This window comes from Rhodophyticola porphyridii (genome assembly GCF_003688285.1).
In the GTDB taxonomy this organism is placed as follows: Bacteria; Pseudomonadota; Alphaproteobacteria; order Rhodobacterales; family Rhodobacteraceae; genus Rhodophyticola; species Rhodophyticola porphyridii.
Genome location: NZ_RCNT01000002.1, coordinates 243,857 through 265,208 on the forward strand (window position 1 = coordinate 243,857; position 21,352 = coordinate 265,208).

Consider the following 21,352-nt stretch of genomic DNA (forward strand, 5'->3'; position numbering starts at 1 on the left):
TGCGGGGCGCTTGCGATGCAACCGGGCGCGTCTCGCAGCACCTGTAGCCGGATGCGGATGCCCCGGGCCGATGCCGTAACGGGCCACGTCCTCGGACGATTCTGGAAAATAATTTTAAAACAGAGTGATGGGAGGCGTCGTTCCCTAGCCTTCAGGAACCGAGAGGCGGTCATGCAAAGCCCGGCAATAGGCCAGGTTTTCCTCCAGATCCGGATCGAGGATGGTGCCGGTCGCGCCATGATTGCTGCGGAATCGGGAGAGGTAGAGCACGGCGACGCTTTCAATGGCGGGTGCGACCGTTTCCATCGCCAGCGCCATGGTCTCGCCGGTTTCGTTTTCGCGCACGACGGTCGCGAAAACGGCCATGTCGGTTTCCAGTTCCATGACAAGATCGCTCAACTCCGTCCCATCGGCGGACACCTCGCCAAAGGCGCGGAACAGCCCGCCGCAATGCAGAAGACCCCGCTCCTGACCGGTATCGGCCAGGGCGGCGGTCAATTGCGTCTCGAAATCCAGGGCGGGCTGCGACAGGGCCGGCAGCGGGGCGAGGGGTAAAATAAACACATATATTGCAATAGCTTGCAGCCGCACGATGCATCCTTTCCAGCGGGGTCTTCCCGGGAAAGCTAGAGCATTATCGCGGCGGGCACACCCGTTTGGCGGGTTTACAGGTCGAAATACGCGGCACAGCGGCCGACCGCGCTTTGCAGTTCCAACCCGTCATCGGCCAGATAGGGCGTACCGGTTTGCGTGAGGCGGGGATAGAAACTGGTGCGAGCGAGGCTTTCCCAGTGATCCCGCCAGCTGCTGGCAACCTCGGCAATGTCGCCCAGACGCTCGGGGCCGCCTGCCAGATCGATCAGCCGGGCGGGGGTCTGGAACCTGGGCGGGTCTTCCGCGCCCGACAATTCTACCGCAAATTCATAGGCCTGGCCGAATGCTGTCATCACGGCGGCACAATGCAGCGCCAGATCGGCCTCACCTGCACCATCGGCAGGCCAGAGGATGGGGGCCGCGACGGTCGGTGCGGCGTAGAGGGGTAGTGATGCCGCCATGATCATGGCGGCGCAGAGGCGTCTTGCGCGCATCGTGTTACCCTTTCAGTCGTGACACACTGCTCATTTCGGCAGCTTTTGACCCCGGAAAGGTCGCCCATGGAGGTTAACAAAGCTTGAAAGGCAGGGGAAATCACGACGGGTGATGCGCGCGTCACCTATAACAATGGTATATCAATCCGGCAGGGCCCGGGACGGTCAGCCGGTGAACCAGTCGACCTCGGCATTGCCGCCGCAAAGCAGGACGGCGACCCGTTCGTCGGGTTCGGGAACATAGGCCCCCGAGGTGAGCGCGGCCAGCGCGGTGGCGGCCCCCGGCTCGCCGAGCAGCCGCGTCGCTTCCCACAGGTTGCGGGCGGCGGTGTAGACCTCCGCATCGGGGAGGACGATGGCGGTCCTGACCCGCTCGCGGACAATCTCGTAGGGCAGTGCGCCGAGCGCGGGGCCGCCGAGCGATCCTGCGGACACACCGGAGGCCGCGACGTCGATATCCGGCCCCTCGTCGAGGGAGCGGGCCAGCGTGTTGGTGCCCTCGGTCTCGACCGAGACGACATTGATCCGGTCGCCGAACCATGCGGCGATGCCGCCGATCAATCCGCCGCCGCCGGTGGCGACCATGATCGTGTCGAAACCGTCGAGCTGCTCCTCCATCTCCTTGCCCACCGAGCCCTGACCCGCGAGCGTGGGCGCGGTGTCATAGGGGTGGACGGAAAGCGCGCCCGTCTCCTCGGCGTGCCGGGCATAGCGGGTCATGCAGTCCGCCACGGAGCCGTCGGTCAGCACCACCTCGCCGCCGAAGGCGCGCATGCGGCGGAGCTTTTCCTCTTTCGCGATGGCCCGGGGCACGTAGATCACCGATTTATGGCCAAGCTTGGTGGCCGCATAGGCGACAGCGGCCCCGTGATTGCCGCCCGAGGCCGCCACGACACCCGCGGCAGGCACCGCGCGCGAGAGCAGGTTGTTGAACGCGCCGCGCACCTTGAACGACCCGGTCACCTGGGTGTGTTCCAGCTTGAACCGGACCGGATAGGGCAGGCCGAGCGGGCCGGGCTCGACAGTCAGAACCGGGGTATGACGGATGTAGGGGGCGATGCGGGTCGCGGCGGCGGCGATCTGGGTCGGGTTCAACATGGAGAAAGCTGTTCCATGTCCGGCGCTTGCGGTCAATCACGCGATCCGGTCGAGCGCGATCTGATCCGTGGCGAGGCGGGTGAGCAGATCCACATGGATATCGACCGCGTCGATCACGCGGTAACCGGGATCATGGCCGTCAAAGGCAAGGCCCAGATCGGTGCCGGCCATCACGATGGCCTCTGCGCCCCCGGTCTCCACCATCCGGCGGCCTTCGTCGAAGAGGCGGCGGCGCTGTGCCGCGCTGCAGGTGCCGGAGAGGGCGATATCCTGATACAGCAGCCCGATCTCCCTGAGATCGCCGGCGGGCGCGACGGGTCTGGTGCGCCGCATCTGGCCGTAGAGCCCGGTGCGCATGACGACCTCTGTCCCCAGAAGGCCGACGGTGGCGAGCCCTTCGGCGGCAAAGGCGCTGTCGAGCGGGGTGATCGCGCTGACCAGCGGCAGCGGCGAGATCGTCTCGGTCTCGGCATAGCAGAAATGGCCGCCGAGGGAGGTGATGGCGGCGCAATCGGCGCCCGCGGCATGCAGGCGCGACAGAAGCCCCGCATAGATCCGGGCCTGCGCCGCGCGATTGTCGGCATTGTTGTTGCGGATCAGATCGCCCACATCGGCCTGCACGATTGTGAGGTCCAGCCTGCGGTCCAGCGCGCGCATGCGGGCGGTGAGGCGCTGGTAATAGACAAGGGTGGCGGCGGGGCCGATGCCGCCGATCAGGCCGATATGCATGGGCGCGACCTCCCGGATTTGAGCCGGGTTGATTTGACGCGCGGGGGCGGGCCGGTGTCAAATCAGGATTGGTGATCTGCGCCATCGGTATCCCCGTGCGGCGGACCGGGCGACCTGTGCGCCCTGCGAGCGATGTGTCAGACAGCCGCCTGAACCGCGCCCACGATCTCGTCGACCACGGAGACCATCAGCGCCTCGTCCTCGGCCTCGGCCATGACGCGGATCAGCGGTTCGGTGCCCGATTTGCGGATCAGCAGGCGGCCGTGGCCGTTCAGCCGCGCCTCGCCCGCCGCGATCGCGGCCAGGACTTCAGGCGCCTCCAGCGGAAGCTGCCCGTTGGCATAGCGCACGTTCTTCAAGAGTTGCGGCACGGTCTCGAAATTGCGGGCCAGCGCACTGGCCGGGCGGTCCGTCCGGACCATTTCCGCCAGAAACTGCAGGCCCGCGATCAGCCCGTCGCCTGTGGTCGCATAATCCGTCATCACGATATGGCCCGATTGCTCCCCGCCGAGGTTCAGCCCGTGCTGGCGCATCGCCTCCACCACGTAGCGGTCGCCCACCGGGGTCCGGTGCAGTTCGATCGAGCGTTCGGCCAGATACCGCTCCAGCCCCAGATTGGACATCACCGTAGCCGCAAGGGTCTGCCCGTTCAGGCGCCCCTCTTCGGCCCAGCGGTTGGCGAACAGCGCCATGATCTGGTCGCCATCGGCCAGGACGCCGTTTTCGTCGATCAGCATCACCCGGTCGGCATCGCCGTCGAGGCAGATGCCCAGATCCGCGCCGACCTCCCTGATCTTGGCCGCGGCGGCGCCGGGCGCGGTGGAGCCGACCCCGTCATTGATGTTGGTGCCGTCGGGGGACACGCCGATCGCCACCACCTCGGCCCCCAGCTCCCAGAGCACTTCGGGGGCCGTGCGGTAGGCCGCGCCGTTGGCGCAATCCAACACCACTTTCAGCCCGTCCAGACGCAATCCGGGCGGGAAGGTGCTTTTCACCCGCTCCATATAGCGGAACCGGCCATCGTCGATCCGCCGGGCGCGGCCGATATTCTTGGCCTGCGCGGGCTGCACGTCGGCGTCCAGCAGGGCCTCGATCTCGACCTCCGCCTCGTCGGAGAGCTTGAAACCGTCAGGCCCGAAGAGCTTGATCCCATTGTCTTCCGCAGGGTTGTGAGAGGCGGAGATCATTACCCCCACATCGGCCCGCATCGAGGTTGTCAGCAGGCCCACCGCCGGTGTCGGCACGGGGCCGAGCAGCAACACGTTCATCCCGGTGGAGGTGAAGCCCGCAGTCAGCGCATTTTCGATCATGTATCCCGAAAGCCGGGTATCCTTGCCGATCACCACCCGGTGCGCCCGGCCTCCATCAGTGCGGAAATACCGGCCCGCCGCCGCGCCCAGTTTCAGCGCCATTTCGGCGGTCATAGGAAACTCGTTCGCCCGGCCTCGCACCCCGTCGGTGCCAAACAGCTTGCGCGTCATGTCTGGTCGTCCTTCTCGCTGCCCGTCCCGCTTGCGGCCCCCCACAGCGCGATCATTTGTCGGTGCACTTCTATATCATGAACCCGCAGCATCTGTATCCCCTGCGATATCGCCCATAGGCCAACCGCCGCCGAAGCCGCACCGCGCGCCTCGGGCACCGCGACCCCGCCGATGCGCCCGATCATGCCCTTGCGCGAGACACCCAGCAATACACCGCAGCCCAGACCGTGAAACAGGCTGATCCGGGCGAGGAGCGCAAGGTTGTGCGGGTCGCGCTTGCCGAATCCGATGCCCGGATCGACCATGATCCGCGCGCGCGGGATGCCCGCGGCCTCGGCCCCGGCCACGGCGGCCTCCAGCGCGTCGTAGACATCGAGCAGGACGTGATCGTAACGCGGATCGTCCTGCATGGTTTCGGGCAGTCCCTCGGAATGCATGAGGACGATCGGGGCGCCGGCAGCGGCGGCCACTTCGGCCACCTGCGGATCGAAACGCAGGCCCGAGATGTCGTTGACGATGCCAGCGCCCGCGGCCAGGGCGGCGCGGGCCACGGCGGCCTTGCGGGTGTCGATGCTGATCGGCACGGTCACGCCGCCGCGGCGGAGGGCCGCGATCACCGGGCCGGTGCGGGCGATTTCTTCCTCCGCGGGCACCTCCACCGCGCCGGGCCGGGTCGATTCGCCCCCGATATCCAGAAGATCGGCCCCCTGATCCAGCATCTCATGCACACGCCGCAGTGCCGCATCGGGCGCGTTGAACCGCCCGCCATCGGAAAAACTGTCGGGCGTCAGGTTCAGTATTGCCATGATCCGAGGGGTGTTCAGCGAAACGCCGCCCAGATCGGCACGCGGAGCCGTCAGCCGGGTCAGGATGTCGGGGGGAACCGCCTCGATTGGAACGATCCGGGGCGCGGCATTGCGGGACAAAACCTCCACCCGGTCGAAATGGCACCAGCCGCCAGCCAGCAGTTTCGCGCCCGGAATCGCGGCCGGATCGCGCAACGGAATCGGTCTGAAATAGCGTGTCATGCGTTCGCGTAACTTCGGGCCGGGGCCATCGCAAGTGGCAAAACCCCGCCCGCCGCAGTGCGGCGCGGGCGCAAACAGCTTGCCGGAACCGCGCGCGCATGGGAAATTCCGCCCATGACGATCGCTGTTCGCACCACAGAGCCGGAGCCGATTTTCCGCACCGCGCGGCTGACATGCCGCCCGGTGGAGGCGTCCGATGCCGCGTTTTACGCCGATCTTTTCGCGCGTCAGGAACTGGTGGAGCATCGCCCCGATCCGACGCCCTTCGACACAGCGCGCAGCGCCACCAGCCTGGGCCGCGATCTGGCCCATTGGCAGCGCCACGGGTTCGGCCGCTGGGCGCTGCTTCATGCGGGCCGCCCGGTGGGGCTGGGGGGACTGAGCCTCAAGTTCCAGTATCGCGGTCTCAATCTCAGCTATCACCTGCTGCCGGATCTCTGGGGGCAGGGGCTGGCCAGTGAGTTCGTGCGCGGGGCGGTCGACTATGCCGGACTGGCGCTGAAGGCCGACGAGGTCTATGGCCTTGTGCGGCCCTCGAACACCGCGTCCATCCGGGTGCTGGAAAAAGCCGGTTTCGCGCGCGGTGCGGACCACATGGTGGGTGGCGCGCCGATGTCGGAGCTGCGCCTAAAACTCCGGTAGCGCCGCCGCCGGCCAGACATCCATCGGCAGGCCAGCGCCTTCGGGGGCGGACCCGCCCAGCAGAACCAGCCGTTCCGCCTCGAAATTTTCGGCCAGCCAAAGCGCCAGATCGATGCCGCCGGTCACCTTTGGGCCGGGGCCCGCCACGGTATCCAGCACCAGCTTCGAGGGCGCCCAGACGCTGATCTGCCCGTGCTTCATCGCCCAGTCGAGTTCCGTCCGGCTTTCGACGACAACGCAGCGGTCGTCGCGTGCGGCCAGAACCCAGGCATTCTGTTCAATGGCCAGAAGCTCGATGCGCCGTTGCGGCATCGCATGCGCGGCCTCGGGCCGGGGCAGGTCGGCGGGCCCCACGCAGAGGATCACCGGCGCGCCGCCCTGGGCCAGACGGTCCAGCAGGGTGTCAAGATCGGGCCGCTGAATGGCGGCGTTCGACAGATATACGACCAGCGGATGCGGCATTTCCGCGGCCAGTCTCAGCTTGGGTGTCTCGGGCGCGCTGCGCACGATCTCCACACCCAGCGCGAAAGGCCCGCGGTCAAGCTTTTCAATCCGGACGAAACAGCGCGCGGCCAGCGGGTGGGACAGGATCCGTTCGGCGATGCGCGCGGCCAGCGTTTCCAGCAGGTTCAGCCGTTCGGCGGCCAGTTCCACGTCGATCGCCTCCATGATCGTGTCGTAGGACAGGATCCGGTCCACGTCATCGGCATCGGGGTCGGCGACCGCGCGCACCTCCACCACCACGTTGAAGCGCACGCGCTGTGTCGTGCCCCGCTCTGACTGGAAGGCACCAATTTCCACTTCGCGCTCGTGGTCGGACAGCGATATCCGGTCCAGCGGCCCGGCCGGAGCGGTGGCCTTGGCGCGTTCCGAGGGATGGGCGAAGGCGAGGCGGGTTTCGTCACTCATCGGGGGCCTTTCCCGTGGCTGTCTCGGGTATCAGCTTATCAGCAGAGAGGGCCGCAGGCGCGCGCGAAAGGCGGCAGCGCCCGGCGACAAAACGACCTGAGGGTCAATAGGCCTGACGATAGAAGACGTGGGTGCCGATCCGCGCCGTCCGGGGATAGACCCGCGCCCAACGGGGGTTGACGGCGGTGGTGTGGTAATGGGTGGCACCCTGGGTCAGGTCGCGCGGGCCGCCATCCATCATGATGCGCGCGATCTTGCCCAGACGGCGATGCATCGCGGTTTCGGTCACCCGCTCGGGCCGGCCGTCGCAGGTATAGGTGAACTGGCAGGCATACCGCTGGCCAGTGCCCTGATTGACCACACCGCAGATGGAATTGGGGTAATTCGGGCTGTCGACCCGGTTCAGGATGACCTCGGCCACGGCATACTGGCCGCGCACGCTTTCACCGCGGGCCTCGAAATACAGCGCCTCGGTCAGGCATTGCCACTGCGCGTTCCCGCGCGCGCGGGGCATCGCATCCAGCGCGGCGGCGTCGTAAATGGCCTGGCCCGTCGCGCCGCGGCCGACGAAGGGCGCGCCGATCCGGCGCAACCGGTCGGGGCTGACGGCGCCGAGCGAGGCGCGTTCCTCGCCCATCAGGGATGACAACCGGATATTGATCCCCGCGGTCGGGTCGGTGGAGGTGCTGGCGGTCACCTGCGCCTGCGCCGTCCCGGCCCACATCACCATGGCTGCCGCCAAAGCGGTTGCTGCCAATCGTCCCACCATCCGATCCACCCCGGGGCCGCTGCCCCTTCTCTGCACAGACATCATCAAAATTGCGATGTGCCTCATAGCGGCAGGGCACAACATCGTAAAGCCGACCCCCAGTATTGTGATCGGCCGGGCCGCCGCCCCTAGGGATAGCGGTGCTCCGGTCCGGGAATCATGAAGTTCGGCCCGTAACCCACAGGTTAGTCAGGGCAATTCGTCATCCCCGGCCCTGCATTCCGCGGTGGAGGCAGGGGCCCTGTCCTGCACAGCCAGCTGGGCCGCGGCCAACTTGGCCACCGGCACCCGGTAAGGAGAGCAGGACACATAGTCGAACCCCGCCTTCCGCGAGAAGGCGATCGAGTCTGGGTGCCCGCCATGTTCGCCGCAGATCGACAGGATCAGCCCGGGTCTGGCCGCGCGGCCACGCTCCGCCCCGAGATGCAGCAATTCGCCCACGCCTTCGGTATCGAGCCGCTGGAACGGGTCTTCGGGAAACACGCCCTGCTGCACATAGGTGGACATGAAGCGCCCGGCATCGTCGCGGCTGAGCCCGTAGGTCATCTGCGTCAGGTCATTGGTGCCGAAGGACAGGAAGGCGCAGCTTTCGGCGATCTCTCCGGCGCGGAGGGCTGCGCGCGGCGTTTCGACCATCACGCCGAGCCGGTAATCGAAGGCCTTGCCGCTTTCGGCCCGGACCGCGGAGGCCACGGCATCGACCCGGGCCTTGACCAGCTCCACCTCCCGCTTCGCGCTGACCAGCGGGATCATGATCTCGGGCACGACCGGCGCGCCGCCCTCGCTGGCCGCGATCGTCGCCTCGAAAATCGCGCGGGCTTGCATATCGTAAATCTCGGGCACCGTAATTCCCAGCCTGACGCCGCGCATACCCAGCATCGGGTTGAATTCCTGCAAGCTTTCGATGCGGGAGGCGACGCGGCTGACCGGCATGTCCATCGCCTCGGCCATGGCGCGGATGCCGTCACGTTCATTGGGCAGGAACTCGTGCAGCGGCGGGTCGAACAGGCGAATGCAGACAGGCTGCCCCTGCATCAGTTCGAAAAGCTCCGTGAAGTCATCGCGCTGCATGGGCAAAAGCCGGTCAAGCGCGGCGGTCCGGTCGCCCGGCTCCTCGGCGAAGATCATCTCCCGCATCACGGTCAGGCGGATCGGATCGAAGAACATGTGTTCGGTCCGGCAGAGCCCGATCCCGTCCACACCGAAGCGTTGCGCCATGGTGGCGTCTTCCACGGTGTCGGCATTGGCCCGGATGCCGATATCGCGGGCGGCATCGGCCCAGTCCATCAGCTTGGCGAAGGCGCCGCCCAAGGCCGGTTCGATCATAGCGGCCACCCCGGCCAGAACCTCGCCCGACGAGCCATCGACGGTGATCACGTCGCCTTCGTGAAACACCTTTCGGCCCGGAACGGTCAGGGTTTTCTTGCGCGCGTTCAGCTGCAACTGCGTGGCGCCCGACACGCAGGGCAGGCCCAGACCGCGGGCGATCACCGCCGCGTGGCTGGTCATGCCGCCGCGTTCGGTCAGGATCGCGTGGGCCGCATGCATCCCGCGGATATCCTCGGGGCTGGTTTCGCGGCGCACGAGGATACAGGCCTCGCCCTGCGACGCGGCGCTTTGCGCGGCCTCCGCGGTAAAGACGATCTTGCCCGAGGCCGCACCCGGTGCGGCCGCGATGCCCCTGGTCAGCACGTCGCGGGCGGCCCTGGCATCCACCTGCCGGTGCAGCAACTGGTTCAGCGTGAAGGGAGGGATCCGGGTCATGGCCTCTTCCCGGGAGATCACGCCATCCTCGGCCAGTGCGACGGCAATCGCCACCTCGGCCCGGGCCGACCGGGTGGAGCGCACGGCGTCAAGAATGAACAGCTCGCCATTCATCAGCGTGAACTCGATCTGCATTTCCTCCCGCAGGCGCGTCCGCATCAGGGCCGCCGCCTTGCGCAGCGCCTCCACCTGCTCGGGACAGATATCCTCCAGCGCCGGGCCGCGGGCATCGCTTTCGATGAACTGCGCATCCTGTTCGTTCAGGGCCGCGCGCCCCTGACCCTGCGGCAGGAAACGCCCGGTGATCTGCGGCGCGCCCCGGTCGACCGAAACGAATTGCACCACGCCCGATCCGCTGGCGCCCTGACCGATGCCAAGCGCCATCTGCTGCACCACGAGACCGAGGCCCGCATCCGCCGGCGCACCCTGCGCCTGCCGCAGCAGCCGTGCGGTGGTGCCTTCCCAGGCTCGCGCCATGGAGCGCAGAACCTCGGTCAACTGCACGGCGGGATCTTGCGGAAACGGCTCCTCCATCTCGTCTTCGAAATAGGTCTTGGCCAGCCGCGGGGTGATCGGCCCTTCGAAGACATCCGCGTCGAGACGCAGAACATCGACCGCGTAGGCCTTGATAAAGCTCAGATAAAGCGCATCTGCCGCATCCGGCCCGTGCAGTTTGGCCAGCCGGCTGGCCACCGCGTCATTCATGCCCACATTCAGGATCGTCCCGGGGCCGCCCCAATCCGCGGCCTGGCTGGAGGAGCGGACCGAGACCAGCGCGCCCTCGCCGAACACACCCAGAAGTGCGGCCATGTTCGGGATCTTGCCCTTGGCGATCTGGCGTACCGTGTCGAAGGACAAGGCCACCGAAAGCGGTACCGGCAGATCCAGCCGCGCCAGCCGTTGCAGGCATTTGGCCCGGCTGCCATGGCGCGTGGCCAGAATATCCGCCGTCGGCGTGATTTCCGTGAAATCGGGGGTCGTCAACATGTCTCGGCACGTCCTTTGCAGGTGCAGCATAAGATACTGCCGATGCCTGAACTGTCCAGCATTTCATCGGAAACGATGCGTTATTAGGCAGAGCCGCGTCCTGCGGCCAACACATTGCCGGCTCATATCGCGCCGCGGGGGCGGTTCAGCCCTCGATCCGGCCCAGATCGGCGATCTGGGTGCAGGTCTCCACGATCCGGTGCAGCAGGTTCAGCCGGTTGCGCCGGACGATCTGGCTGTCGGCATTTACCTTCACCGCCTCGAAAAACGCGTCGATGGGCCCGCGCAGATGGGCCATTTCGGTCATCGCAGCGGCAAAATCCTCGGCCTTCAGCGCCGGTCCGATCGCGCCCTCGGCGCGTTCCAGCGCCGCGAAAAGCGCCCGCTCTTCCTCGGTCTCGGCGAATTTCACGTCGGCGCCGTAGCGATACTCCACCCCGTCGGCAGCTTCGGCCTGGGCCAGAATGTTCGCCGCGCGCTTGTAGCCCTGCAGCAGGTTTTCACCGTCTTCGGTGACCAGAAAGCCGCCAAGGGCGCGCGCGCGCATCACGATGAGCGACAGATCGTCATGGCCGGGCATCGCGAGGCAGGCGTCGATCACGTCATGGCGGAGACCCTCGCCCTTCAGATGCACCTTCAGCCGGTCGTGGAAAAACGCCAGCAGGTCGGTGGACAGATCCGGCACCAGATCGCCCACGCTGCGCAGAAGGGAGCCTTCGCCGGTCTGTGGCTGGTCCTTGCCGTTTTTGCGGATCGCCTCCATCACGGTTTCGAAGGCCGCGCCGAAGACGCCATGATCGGCGATTTCCTCCAGCACCTCCTCCAGTGCCGCGATCTCCCCCTCCTTGGCCTCGGCCCGGTTCAGGGCGATCTTGTGTTTGACAAGCTGGCTGTCGATGAAGCGGTCCAGATTGACCCGGAGCCCGTTGCCGAGCAGGATCCGGATGACGCCGAGCGCGGCCCGCCTGAGCGCATAGGGATCCTTGGAGCCGGTGGGCTTTTCGTCGATCGCCCAGAAGCCGGTCAGCGTGTCGAGCTTGTCGGCAAGGGCGACGGTCACAGACAGGGGCGCATCGGGCACCGCATCGGAAGGGCCGAGGGGCGCGTAATGATCCTGGGCAACGGCGGCAATTTCGGCCGGGAAGCCCGCGGCTTCGGCGTAGTATCGCCCCATAAGCCCTTGAAGTTCCGGGAATTCATAGACCATCTCCGACGACAGATCGAGCTTTGCGATCCGCGCGGCCCGGTCCGCGTCATCGGGGTTGGTGCCCAGAACCGGCGCAATTTCGCGGGCCAGCCGGGCGATCCGGTCGATCCGCTCGGCCTGCGTCCCAAGGCGCGCGTGGAAGGTGACGTTGCGCAGCTGATCGGCCCATGGCTCCATCCCGTCCCGCGCGATGCGCAGGTCGTTCTCCCAGAAGAACCGGGCATCCGACAGCCGCGCGGACAGCACCTTTTCGTTGCCCGCCAGAATGGTCGCGCCGTGATCCGCCGTTTCCCGGTTCGCGACAGTGATGAACCGCTCGATCCGGCCGGTTTTCGGATTGCGGACCGAGAAGAATTTCTGATGTTCGCGCATCGAGGTTTGCAGGACCTCCGGCGGAAGGTCCAGAAACGCCGTCCCGATCCTGCCCATCAGCACGACCGGCCATTCCACGAGGCCCGAAACCTCCGCCAGAAGCCCCTTGTCCGCGACCGGCTCCAGGCCCGCCGCAAAGGCCAGATTGCCCGCATCCTCCCAGATATGCGCGGCGCGTTCCTCGGCCGAGAGCACGACGAATGCGCGCTTCAGCTTCGTCTCGTAATCCGCGAAGGAAGAAACGGAAAACGGCTCTGGCGCCATGAACCGGTGGCCTTCGGTGTGGTTGCCCGCAACGATCCCGTCGACATCGAACGGCACGATTTCGGCGCCATCCTCTGCGCTCAGCACACAGACGATCCGGTGAAGCGGCCGCACCCAGCGGAGCGCGCCCGCGCCCCAGCGCATGGATTTGGGCCAGGGAAAGCTGCGGATCACCTGCGGGATCGCCTCGGCGATGATCTCGGCGGCGGGACGGCCCTCTTTCACGACCTGCGCGACATAGAACCGGCCCTTCTTCTCCTCGCGCAGCTCCAGCGCGTCCTTGGTGGTGCCGGTGGCGCGCAGGAACCCCTCCAGCGCCTTTTCGGGCGCGTCGGCCCGCGGCCCGCGGCGCTCTTCGCGGAACGTGGGCGAGGCCTCGGCCAGCCCTTCAACCGTCAGCACCAGCCGGCGCGGCGTCGAAAAGGCGCCCGCACTGGCATAGGTCAGCCCGGCCTCGACCAGCTCATCGGTTGCGAGACGCTTAAGGTCATCCGCCGCGCGGGCCTGCATGCGGGCGGGGATTTCCTCGGAGAACAATTCCAGCAGAAGATCGGGCATCGGATCGGTCCTGTGAAGCGTATCGCGCGGAACGCGCGGTGAGTGGCGTCGTGCGCGGTCTATCGCGCGGTGTGTCGTTTGGGCAAGGCAGGCTTATTCGAGCGTACCGTTCAGCTGATGCCAGGCGAAGCCGCGCCCGTCGGGATAGGCAGCGATGATACGGTCCACCCCGCGGGCGATCTCGTGGCGCGAGAGCACGGCGATCGCCTCGCCCGCCTCAATCGCCTCGCCGATACGCACGGCATTGTAGCACTCGAACCAGGCCGGCGCGATCAGCGGCGCGGGATCGGTCGGGGGCGCGGCCTCGGCCAGCAGCGCAAGCGCGGCCTCGTCGACGGTGAAACAGGCCCGGAATCTCAGGGGCGAACTGTCGGCGTCGATACCGTCGAAATCGGTGACATCCAGCGGGATCACCGTGCCATCTGCCAGCGTCACCGGCAGCGCGGACAGCGCCACCGGCTCGTAATAGGCGCGGGTCTGGAAGTACCACAGAAAGGCGCCGAAGACCGCTGTGGTGACGATGATGGCAATCGCCAACCATCTGCCGCTGGTCATTCTCCTACCCCCAATATAGATTTACATAGACGTCGGATTGCCGGGCGGCCCAAGCCTGTTGCCGGCGGACTAGCGGCAGCGTGGATGGATCCAGTCGCTCATGGGTTTCGACGAAGACACAGACCCCGTCAGAGAGTAGCTCGGCGGCTTGTAAAGCGGCGAGCACTCTCCATTCCGCGCCTTCGATATCGATCTTGATCAGGCTCGGGCGACGCGGCAGGTCGCGCACGAAACCGGCAATGTCGATGACGCGGGTTTCGGTTTCGACATGGTTCCCGTCACGGTAGCGGTCATGCACGATCGAGGCCGCCTTTGACGCGCTGCGCGGCGAGACACGGTACGAGGCGGGCAGCACCAGAGCGGCGGTGCCGTCATAATCGGATACGGCTGCGTTATGTGGGTGAACATGGGGCTGGTCGGCGAAACGGGCCGACAGAAGGGCAAAGGTCTCGGGTTCGGGCTCGAACGCATGTACGGTGGCGCCGCCCCGTGCCAGCAGATTGGTGACGTCGCCGACATTGGCCCCGAGATCAAGCGCGATATCGCCTGGGCCGAGTGCCGCCGAGAGCGCCTCTAACCGGGCTTCGGCCAAGCGCTGCTGGCGGCGTTTGAGCTTGCGATAACCGACAGCGCCGATGCCGCCCGGCAGACGCGCAAGAGCGGAGAACCATGCCTCCACTGTGCCGTTGGGGCGCAGATCCTCGGCGATCATGGTCGCGATATCGCTCAACGTTTGGCCCCGGTTTCCGTCGTCCGCCCGCCGCCCGCTTCGGTCTGCACGAAGGCATCGGCGCAGCGTTTGGTCAGGGCCCGGACCCGCCCGATATAGGCCTGGCGCTCGGTGACGGAGATCACACCGCGCGCATCGAGCAGATTGAAGACGTGGCTGGCCTTGATCGCCTGATCATAGGCCGGGTGGGCCATCACGATCCGCTGGCCGGTCTTGGGGTCCACATGCGGCGCATCGAGGATGCGGGCGCATTCGGTCTCCGCGCGTTCGAAATCGCCCAGCAGCTTTTCGGTATCGGCCAGATCGAAATTCCACCGCGAATACTCCGCCTCCGTCTGGCGGAAAACATCGCCATAGCTCAGCGCGATGTCCGACTGCGGGTCGTTGAACGGCATGTCCATCACATGGTCCACGCCCAGCACATACATCGCCAGACGTTCCAGACCGTAGGTCAGCTCCCCCGAAACCGGGTGGCAGTCATGCCCGCCCACCTGCTGGAAATAGGTGAACTGGCTGACCTCCATGCCGTCGCACCAGACCTCCCAGCCGAGACCCCAGGCGCCCAGCGTCGGGCTTTCCCAGTCGTCTTCGACGAACCGGATGTCATGCAGGGCCATGTCGATGCCGATCGCCTCCAGCGAACCCAGATAGAGCGCCTGCAGATCGGGCGGGCTGGGTTTGATCAGCACCTGAAACTGGTAGTAATGCTGCAATCGGTTCGGGTTTTCGCCATAGCGCCCGTCGGTTGGTCGCCGCGACGGCTGCACATAGGCCGCGGTCCACGGCCGCGTTCCCAGTGACCGCAGCGTCGTGGCGGGGTGGAACGTGCCCGCGCCCACCTCCATGTCGTAGGGTTGCAGGATCGCGCAGCCCTGCGCCGCCCAGTAGCTTTGCAGCCGCAGGATGATTTCCTGAAAACTCTTCGGTCGGACAGGTTCGGACATCGGGCGTTTCCGGTGGTTCATGGGCACGGGCCTCCATACTGGTGCCCCGTGCAGGGGTCAATTGGCGCAGGCGGCATAATTCATCGTGCAAATCCCCTCCGCTTTGCTAAAAAGCGCCGATAAGAAGCGGGCATTTGGGCCCTGAAACCAGACGATACGGGGTTTGTCTTGATGAAACGCGGCTTTGCGCAACTGTGTCTTGCAATTGGTATTGGTTTCCTTGCGGCGGCATTCTCCGCCAATGGCGCACAGGCGCAGGATCGGGTCTGGGTCCAGATCGAGGCGCATCCCGATCTCGCCACGGCGGAATCCCGGGTTCGCGCCTATTCGCGTCTGATCGACAACGTGAACGGTTACCGGCTGGCCTCCGGCTGGTACGCCCTTGCTCTGGGCCCCTTCACGCGGGCCACGGCAGACCAACAGCTTTCCAACCTTCGCGCGCAGGGCCTGATCCCGCGCGACAGTTATATCGAGCTGGGCACGATCTATCGGCAGCAATTCTGGCCCGTCGGGGCCAACACGCTGACCGCCGAGCCCGTTGCGCCGGTTACGCCGGCGCCCGCTGAGCCCGTCATTGCCGCCGATCCGGCCGCCCCGGCAACGCCCCTCATTCAGGCGGAAGAAACCGCGGCGGAGGCCCGCCAGTCGGAGCGTGCGCTGGACCGGCCCGCGCGCGAGGCGTTGCAGATCGCGCTGCAATGGTTCGGGTTCTACCGCGCCGGCATCGATGGCGCCTTCGGCCCCGGCACACGGCGCGCCATGTCGGACTGGCAGGCGGCGGAGGGTCTTGAGCCCACCGGCATCCTGACCACCCGCCAGCGGGCGCAACTGCTGGATGCCTATGCCGGCGAACTGGCCGCGCTGGGCATGGAGCCGGTCCGCGACACCCGCGCGGGCATCGAGATCAACCTGCCGATGGCGATGGTCGGCTTCGACCGCTACGAATACCCGTTCGCGCATTACAACAGCGTCAACGGGTCCGGCGTGCAGGTTCTGCTGATTTCCCAGCGTGGCGACCGGGCCACGCTGCATGGCCTTTACGAGATCATGCAGACGCTGGAAATCGTGCCGCTTGACGGCGAGCGGACGCGGGGCAATGACAGTTTCCTTCTGACCGGACAGAGCGCCAGCCTGCGGTCGCATACGGTCGCCCGGCTGCAAGACGGGCAGGTCAAGGGCTTCACCCTGATCTGGCCGCCCGAGCGCGATGAGCAGATGGCCCGTGTCCTGCCGATGATGGAGCAGAGCCTGACTTTCCTTGACGGCGCGCTGGACCCCGGTGCGACCGATCCCGGCTCGGAGCAGGGCATCGACCTGATCGCCGGGCTGGAGGTGCGCCGCCCGGATATCAGCCGCTCAGGCTTTTATGTCGACGCGCAGGGCACGGTTCTGACCACAAGCGAGGTGGTGGGCCAGTGCACCCGGCTTTTGATCGACGATGTGTATGAGGCGGAACTGGCCTATCGCAACGACGATCTGGGCCTTGCCATTCTCAGCCCGCAATCCCGGCTGGCACCGATTTCCTATGCAGCCTTTGCCGCCGCGCCCGCGCGGCTGCGCTCGGATATCGCGGTGGCCGGTTTCCCGTTCGACGGGGCGCTTTCCACCGCGTCGCTGACCTTCGGCACATTGGCCGATCTGACCGGGCTGAACGGCGAGCAGACGATCCAGCGGCTGGATATCGCGGCGCAGGACAGCGAGGCGGGGGGGCCGGTTCTGGACAGCACGGGCGCGGTGCTTGGCATGATGCTGTCGGGCGACGGCACGGGGCGGGCGCTGCCCGATGATGTGAGCTTCGCGCTGCGCGCCGATCAGCTCAACATCGTGCTGGCCGAAGCCGGGATCACGCCCGCGATCGCGCCCGGCGGTCAGGCCCTCGGCCGGGAGGCGCTGGCCCGTCTTGGCGCGAACATGACCGTTCTTGTGAGCTGCTGGAACTAGCGCGTCCGGCGGGGACGGGCGCGGGGGGCTGCGACACGCCCGCGCGCCCGGGGCGACAGCGCCCCCATGGGGCCTTGGGCGACGGCCGGCCCGTTCAGGCGGATCGGGACCATCCCGAAACCCGCGTGAAGGGCCCGGTGCGCAAGGCGCGCCCGCGCGGCTGGCAGGGTAGCGGCGGGGCCCGTCTTCACCCGGGCGGGAGCGGGCACCCGGATGGTGCGGGCCGCCAAATCCTGTGCTTTGCCGGCCCTTCCCCTTGCAGCGCATCGCAATATGTTGCATCCCGCGACGACAGTTTTCACCGACAAACCTCCCGAGGACGATATGGCGGACGGCAACATGAGCAGCGATATCAAACCAACCGAAGAGATTTCCGTTCGGGAGACCTTCGGCATCGACAGCGACATGAAGGTCAAGGCCTTTGCCGAGGCGACGGACCGCGTACCCGCCGTTGACAGCACCTACAAGTTCGACCCCGACACCACGCTCGCCATTCTCGCAGGTTTCAGCCACAACCGCCGGGTGATGATCCAGGGCTATCACGGCACCGGCAAATCGACCCATATCGAGCAGATCGCCGCGCGCCTGAACTGGCCCGCCGTGCGGGTGAACCTCGACAGCCATATCAGCCGGATCGACCTGATCGGCAAGGATGCGATCAAGCTGCGCGACGGCAAGCAGGTGACCGAGTTTCACGAGGGCATCCTGCCCTGGGCGCTGCGCAACCCGGTGGCGATCGTCTTCGACGAATACGATGCGGGCCGGGCGGATGTGATGTTCGTGATTCAGCGGGTGCTGGAGCATGACGGCAAGCTGACGCTCTTGGACCAGAACGAGATCATCACGCCGCATCCGTGTTTCCGGCTTTTCGCCACCGCCAACACCGTGGGTCTGGGTGATACGACCGGCCTCTATCACGGCGTGCAGCAGATCAACCAGGCGCAGATGGACCGCTGGTCGCTTGTCGCGACCCTGAACTACCTGTCCCACGACGCGGAAACCGCCATCGTTCTGGCCAAGAACCCGCATTACAACACCGAGAAGGGCCGCAAGCAGATCGCCCAGATGGTCACGGTCGCCGATCTGACGCGGACCGCGTTCATGAATGGCGAACTGTCCACGGTTATGTCGCCCCGGACGGTCATCAACTGGGCTGAAAACGCCTCCATCTTCCGCAATGTGGGCTATGCGTTCCGCCTGACCTTCCTCAACAAATGCGACGAACTGGAACGCCAGACCGTGGCCGAGTTCTACCAGCGTTGCTTCGACGAGGAACTGCCGGAAAGTGCCGTGTCGATGAGCATGGGCTGATCCGCGGTCGGGCCGGGTTCCGGGCGACCGGAGCGGCGGCACGGCGTTACGGAGCGGGCGCTTGACGCGGGCTTCCCGCAGGCATCTGCGCGAGGTTCAGCCGACCGGCCTTCCCGCGACATAGGTTGCGGCAATGGCGCGGTCGTCGCCCATCATGATGGTCGGGAAAATCGCCTCCCAGATGTCGTTTGCGCGCGCGTGGCGTTGCGCGATGGCAGGGGTGGAGGCGAGATCGAGGGCGATCAGGTCGGCCTCCATGCCCGGTGCAAGCGTTCCGATTTTATCGTGCAGGTTCAGAGCTTTCGCGCTGCCCTGCGTGGCAAGCCAAAGAAGTCGGGAGGGGTGCAGGGCCTGACCGCGAAGCTGCGCGATTTCGTAAGCTGCGGCCATGGTGCGAAGCATAGAGAAGGACGAGCCCCCGCCGGTATCGGTCGCCAGACCCACGCGCAGCTTCGGGGCCAGCGTCATGTCGAAAAGCCCCGATCCGATGAAGGTGTTCGAGGTCGGGCAATGGACCAGCGCGGCCCCGGCCTCGGTCAGGCGATCCACCTCGCGGGGGGTCAGATGGATGGCGTGGCCGAACACCGCATTGGGGCCCAGCAGCCCGTGTGCCTCGTAGGTGTCGAGATAGTCCCGCGCGTCGGGATAGAGAGATCTGACCCACGCGATCTCGTCGGTCTGTTCGCTCAGATGGGTCTGCATCAGACAGTCCGGGTGTTCGGCCCAGAGCGCACCGAGGGCAGCAAGCTGTGCGGGCGTGGAGGTGGGCGAGAACCGCGGCGTGATGACATACTCAAGCCGCCCGCGCCCGTGCCATTTTTCCAGCAGCCGCTTGCTGTCGTCATAGGCGGATTGCGCCGTGTCGCGCAGACCCTCGGGCGCGGTGTCGCGATCCATGCAGGTCTTGCCCGCCAGCGCGCGGAGGCCCCTTGTCTCCGCCTCGGCGAAAAACGCATCGACGCTTGCGGGATGAATGGTGCAGTAGCTCGCCACTGTCGTGGTCCCGTGGGCGAGCGTGAGGTCGAGGTATCGCCGCGCGGTGCGGGCGGCATGGTCCGGATCGGCGAAGCGCATCTCCTCGGGGAAGGTGTAGGTGGTCAGCCAGTCGATCAGGCGCTTGCCCCAGGACGCGATGATGGCGGTCTGCGGGTAATGGGCGTGGGCGTCGATGAAGCCCGGCAGGATCAGATCGGCCCCGTGATCGACGATCGCGGCCTGTGGATGGGCCGCGCGCAGCCTGTCGGCGGGGCCCAGATCGGCGATCTTTCCGTCGCGGATGAAAACCGCACCATGCGGATCGTGCCGCGCCGCGCCGGGGCCTTCGACAAAGGGATCGCCGGTGAAGGCGAGGGTCTGGCCCAGCAGCAATCTGTCTTCCATCGAACGCGCCTTCAGCAATTTCAGTTTCGCCATTTGCTGTCATAGCGGTGGGCGGCGGGCTATGTTAGGCGAAAAGCGTCAATGGGGCGAGGTGGATCATGGCAGACGACACCGACGATATCCTGCTGGAAGAGAAAGACAGCTACGCGCTGGATGACAGTCTGCGCGGGCAGGTGCGGCGCGCCGTTCTGGACGATGACGTGGCCGCGATCGACCGGCTGATGGAACCGTTGCACCCGGCGGATGTGGCGGACCTTCTGGAACAGATCTCGGCCGCGGAGCGCGAGTCGCTGCTGCAGCTGTGGTCCACGGGGATCGATGGCGAGGTTCTGTCGGAACTGGAAGAGGGCCTGCGCGAGGAGGTGATCGCGTTTCTGCCCTCCCACGTGCTGGCCGAAGCGGTGCGCGAGCTGGACAGCGACGATGTGGTCGATCTTGTCGAGTATATGGAGGATGCCCAGCAGGCGGCCATTCTGGACGCGCTGGACGAGGCGGACAGGGCCGCCGTCGAGGAAGCGCTGAGCTACCCCGAGGACAGTGCCGGCCGCCTGATGCAGCGCGAGGTGGTGCGCGCGCCCGAGCACTGGACCGTTGGCGAGATGATCGACCATCTGCGCCATCACAAGGCCGATCTGCCGGAGCAGTTCTACCATATCATCCTGGTCGATCCGCGGATGAAGCCCACTGGCTATGTCACGCTTGGCCGAATGCTCTCTACCGCGCGCGAGGTGGAGCTGAACCAGATAACCGAGGACAGCTTTCGCCCGATCCCCGCGACCCAGCCCGAGGAGGAGGTCGCCTATGCGTTCAACCAGTATCACCTGATTTCTGCGCCCGTTGTCGACGATGACGGGCGGCTGGTCGGCGTGATCACCATCGACGACGCGATGATCGTGCAGGACGCCGAGGCGGAGGAGGATATCCTGCGTCTGGCCGGTGTCGGCGAGGGCGGGCTGAACGACCGGGTGCTGGAGACGACCAAGCAGCGCTTCCCCTGGCTTGCGGTCAATCTGGTGACCGCGATCCTGGCGTCGCTGGTGATTGCCCAGTTCGAGGCGGCGATCGCGCAGATCGTGGCGCTGGCCGTGCTGATGCCGATCGTGGCGTCGATGGGCGGCAATGCGGGCACCCAGAGCCTGACCGTGGCGGTGCGCGCCATCGCGACAAAGGATTTGACCCGCTCGAACCTTATGCGGGTGGTGTTGCGAGAGGCGGGTGTCGGCCTGATCAACGGGCTGATCTTCGCCGTAGTGATGGGGCTGGTGGGGCTGGTCTGGTTCGGGTCGCCCATGCTGGGCGGCGTGATCGCGGCGGCGATGGTGATCAACCTGCTGGTGGCGGGGCTTGCGGGGATATTGGTGCCGGTGGTTCTGGACCGGCTTGGGGTGGACCCGGCGCTGGCCTCCGGCGCGTTCGTGACCACGGTGACCGATGTGGTGGGGTTCTTCGCGTTCCTGGGCCTTGCTGTGCTGCTGCTGATCTGACGCGCCGGGCGGCTGAGGGTCACCGGCCCCGCGCGCCGGACCAGATCGACGCGGGAGCGTCCTCTGAGCCACCGGCGGGTGAGGCTCCGGCCTGACCTGCGGGCCGCCGTT

18 protein-coding genes are annotated in these 21,352 nt (G+C 66.4%); 4 read left to right on the forward strand and 14 right to left on the reverse strand.

Annotated elements, in window-relative coordinates:
* Positions 1-144 precede the first annotated feature (144 nt).
* The 6 genes from D9R08_RS05750 to folP form a co-directional block, all read right to left on the reverse strand.
* Positions 145-564 carry a hypothetical protein gene (locus tag D9R08_RS05750; RefSeq protein WP_121897068.1) on the reverse strand — a complete coding sequence of 140 codons (420 nt, stop codon included), beginning with the start codon at positions 562-564 and terminating at the stop codon, positions 145-147.
* A gap of 101 nt (positions 565-665) precedes the next feature.
* Positions 666-1,088, reverse strand: coding sequence for a hypothetical protein (locus tag D9R08_RS05755; RefSeq protein ID WP_121897069.1), 423 nt, complete (start codon positions 1,086-1,088; stop codon positions 666-668).
* Positions 1,089-1,253: 165 nt separating this feature from the next.
* Positions 1,254-2,186, reverse strand: coding sequence for a threonine/serine dehydratase (locus D9R08_RS05760; protein WP_121897070.1), 933 nt, complete (start codon positions 2,184-2,186; stop codon positions 1,254-1,256).
* 36 nt (positions 2,187-2,222) lie between these two features.
* A complete protein-coding gene (locus tag D9R08_RS05765; RefSeq protein WP_121897071.1) occupies positions 2,223-2,915 on the reverse strand; it encodes an aspartate/glutamate racemase family protein in 693 nt (230 codons plus the stop codon).
* A gap of 137 nt (positions 2,916-3,052) precedes the next feature.
* Positions 3,053-4,396 (reverse strand): phosphoglucosamine mutase, encoded by a 1,344-nt coding sequence (glmM, locus tag D9R08_RS05770; protein WP_121897072.1) that lies wholly within the window; start codon positions 4,394-4,396, stop codon positions 3,053-3,055.
* Entirely contained in the window at positions 4,393-5,424 is a 1,032-nt protein-coding gene (folP, locus tag D9R08_RS05775) for a dihydropteroate synthase (protein WP_121897073.1), read from the reverse strand. Before folP ends, glmM begins: the two co-directional genes overlap by 4 nt.
* 114 nt (positions 5,425-5,538) lie before the next feature.
* Between folP and D9R08_RS05780 the strand changes: the two genes are divergently transcribed.
* Positions 5,539-6,066 (forward strand): GNAT family N-acetyltransferase, encoded by a 528-nt coding sequence (locus D9R08_RS05780; protein ID WP_121897074.1) that lies wholly within the window; start codon positions 5,539-5,541, stop codon positions 6,064-6,066.
* On the opposite strand, the gene D9R08_RS05785 is transcribed toward D9R08_RS05780, so the two are convergent.
* From D9R08_RS05785 to D9R08_RS05815, 7 genes are all read right to left on the reverse strand, one after another.
* Entirely contained in the window at positions 6,052-6,975 is a 924-nt protein-coding gene (locus D9R08_RS05785; protein WP_121897075.1) for a dihydroneopterin aldolase, read from the reverse strand. The genes D9R08_RS05780 and D9R08_RS05785 overlap by 15 nt on opposite strands.
* Before the next feature lie 103 nt (positions 6,976-7,078).
* Complete coding sequence (locus D9R08_RS05790; protein ID WP_233557278.1) at positions 7,079-7,744, reverse strand: cell wall hydrolase; 666 nt, start codon at positions 7,742-7,744, stop codon at positions 7,079-7,081.
* 189 nt (positions 7,745-7,933) lie between these two features.
* Positions 7,934-10,495, reverse strand: a complete 2,562-nt coding sequence (locus D9R08_RS05795) for a putative PEP-binding protein (RefSeq protein WP_121897076.1) — start codon at positions 10,493-10,495, stop codon at positions 7,934-7,936.
* A gap of 145 nt (positions 10,496-10,640) precedes the next feature.
* A complete protein-coding gene (gene glyS, locus D9R08_RS05800) occupies positions 10,641-12,896 on the reverse strand; it encodes a glycine--tRNA ligase subunit beta (RefSeq protein ID WP_121897077.1) in 2,256 nt (751 codons plus the stop codon).
* A 93-nt stretch (positions 12,897-12,989) separates the two neighbouring features.
* Positions 12,990-13,451, reverse strand: coding sequence for a DUF6446 family protein (locus D9R08_RS05805; protein ID WP_121897078.1), 462 nt, complete (start codon positions 13,449-13,451; stop codon positions 12,990-12,992).
* A 4-nt stretch (positions 13,452-13,455) separates the two neighbouring features.
* Complete coding sequence (locus D9R08_RS05810) at positions 13,456-14,181, reverse strand: FkbM family methyltransferase (RefSeq protein ID WP_147450618.1); 726 nt, start codon at positions 14,179-14,181, stop codon at positions 13,456-13,458.
* A complete protein-coding gene (locus D9R08_RS05815) occupies positions 14,178-15,146 on the reverse strand; it encodes a glycine--tRNA ligase subunit alpha (protein WP_407690594.1) in 969 nt (322 codons plus the stop codon). Before D9R08_RS05815 ends, D9R08_RS05810 begins: the two co-directional genes overlap by 4 nt.
* A 150-nt stretch (positions 15,147-15,296) precedes the next feature.
* Here D9R08_RS05815 and D9R08_RS05820 point away from each other — a divergent pair, with 150 nt between their 5' ends.
* Together D9R08_RS05820 and cobS are read left to right on the forward strand one after the other, a co-directional pair.
* Entirely contained in the window at positions 15,297-17,066 is a 1,770-nt protein-coding gene (locus D9R08_RS05820) for a serine protease (RefSeq protein ID WP_121897081.1), read from the forward strand.
* A 324-nt stretch (positions 17,067-17,390) separates the two neighbouring features.
* Positions 17,391-18,377 carry a cobaltochelatase subunit CobS gene (cobS, locus tag D9R08_RS05825; protein WP_121897284.1) on the forward strand — a complete coding sequence of 329 codons (987 nt, stop codon included), beginning with the start codon at positions 17,391-17,393 and terminating at the stop codon, positions 18,375-18,377.
* 96 nt (positions 18,378-18,473) lie between these two features.
* Here the strand turns inward: cobS and guaD are convergent, their stop codons facing one another.
* Positions 18,474-19,790: a guanine deaminase gene (gene guaD / locus D9R08_RS05830; RefSeq protein WP_407690595.1), complete on the reverse strand. Its 1,317-nt coding sequence runs from the start codon at positions 19,788-19,790 to the stop codon at positions 18,474-18,476.
* A gap of 65 nt (positions 19,791-19,855) precedes the next feature.
* On the opposite strand from guaD, the gene mgtE reads away from it, so the two are divergent.
* The gene (gene mgtE / locus D9R08_RS05835) at positions 19,856-21,241 is read left to right on the forward strand and encodes a magnesium transporter (protein WP_121897082.1); all 1,386 of its coding nucleotides are present in this window, start codon (positions 19,856-19,858) and stop codon (positions 21,239-21,241) included.
* The last annotated feature ends 111 nt before the right edge of the window (positions 21,242-21,352 follow it).

Bases quoted from the DNA above. Each gene is read 5' to 3' on its own strand.
- D9R08_RS05755 (WP_121897069.1), bottom strand. From the start codon at position 1,088: ATGCGCGCAAGACGCCTCTGCGCCGCCATGATCATGGCGGCATCACTA.
- D9R08_RS05760 (WP_121897070.1), bottom strand. From the start codon at position 2,186: ATGTTGAACCCGACCCAGATCGCCGCCGCCGCGACCCGCATCGCCCCC.
- D9R08_RS05765 (WP_121897071.1), bottom strand. From the start codon at position 2,915: ATGCATATCGGCCTGATCGGCGGCATCGGCCCCGCCGCCACCCTTGTC.
- glmM (WP_121897072.1), bottom strand. From the start codon at position 4,396: ATGACGCGCAAGCTGTTTGGCACCGACGGGGTGCGAGGCCGGGCGAAC.
- folP (WP_121897073.1), bottom strand. From the start codon at position 5,424: ATGACACGCTATTTCAGACCGATTCCGTTGCGCGATCCGGCCGCGATT.
- D9R08_RS05780 (WP_121897074.1), top strand. From the start codon at position 5,539: ATGACGATCGCTGTTCGCACCACAGAGCCGGAGCCGATTTTCCGCACC.
- D9R08_RS05785 (WP_121897075.1), bottom strand. From the start codon at position 6,975: ATGAGTGACGAAACCCGCCTCGCCTTCGCCCATCCCTCGGAACGCGCC.
- D9R08_RS05790 (WP_233557278.1), bottom strand. From the start codon at position 7,744: ATGGTGGGACGATTGGCAGCAACCGCTTTGGCGGCAGCCATGGTGATG.
- D9R08_RS05795 (WP_121897076.1), bottom strand. From the start codon at position 10,495: ATGTTGACGACCCCCGATTTCACGGAAATCACGCCGACGGCGGATATT.
- glyS (WP_121897077.1), bottom strand. From the start codon at position 12,896: ATGCCCGATCTTCTGCTGGAATTGTTCTCCGAGGAAATCCCCGCCCGC.
- D9R08_RS05805 (WP_121897078.1), bottom strand. From the start codon at position 13,451: ATGACCAGCGGCAGATGGTTGGCGATTGCCATCATCGTCACCACAGCG.
- D9R08_RS05815 (WP_407690594.1), bottom strand. From the start codon at position 15,146: ATGAACCACCGGAAACGCCCGATGTCCGAACCTGTCCGACCGAAGAGT.
- D9R08_RS05820 (WP_121897081.1), top strand. From the start codon at position 15,297: ATGAAACGCGGCTTTGCGCAACTGTGTCTTGCAATTGGTATTGGTTTC.
- cobS (WP_121897284.1), top strand. From the start codon at position 17,391: ATGGCGGACGGCAACATGAGCAGCGATATCAAACCAACCGAAGAGATT.
- guaD (WP_407690595.1), bottom strand. From the start codon at position 19,790: ATGGCGAAACTGAAATTGCTGAAGGCGCGTTCGATGGAAGACAGATTG.
- mgtE (WP_121897082.1), top strand. From the start codon at position 19,856: ATGGCAGACGACACCGACGATATCCTGCTGGAAGAGAAAGACAGCTAC.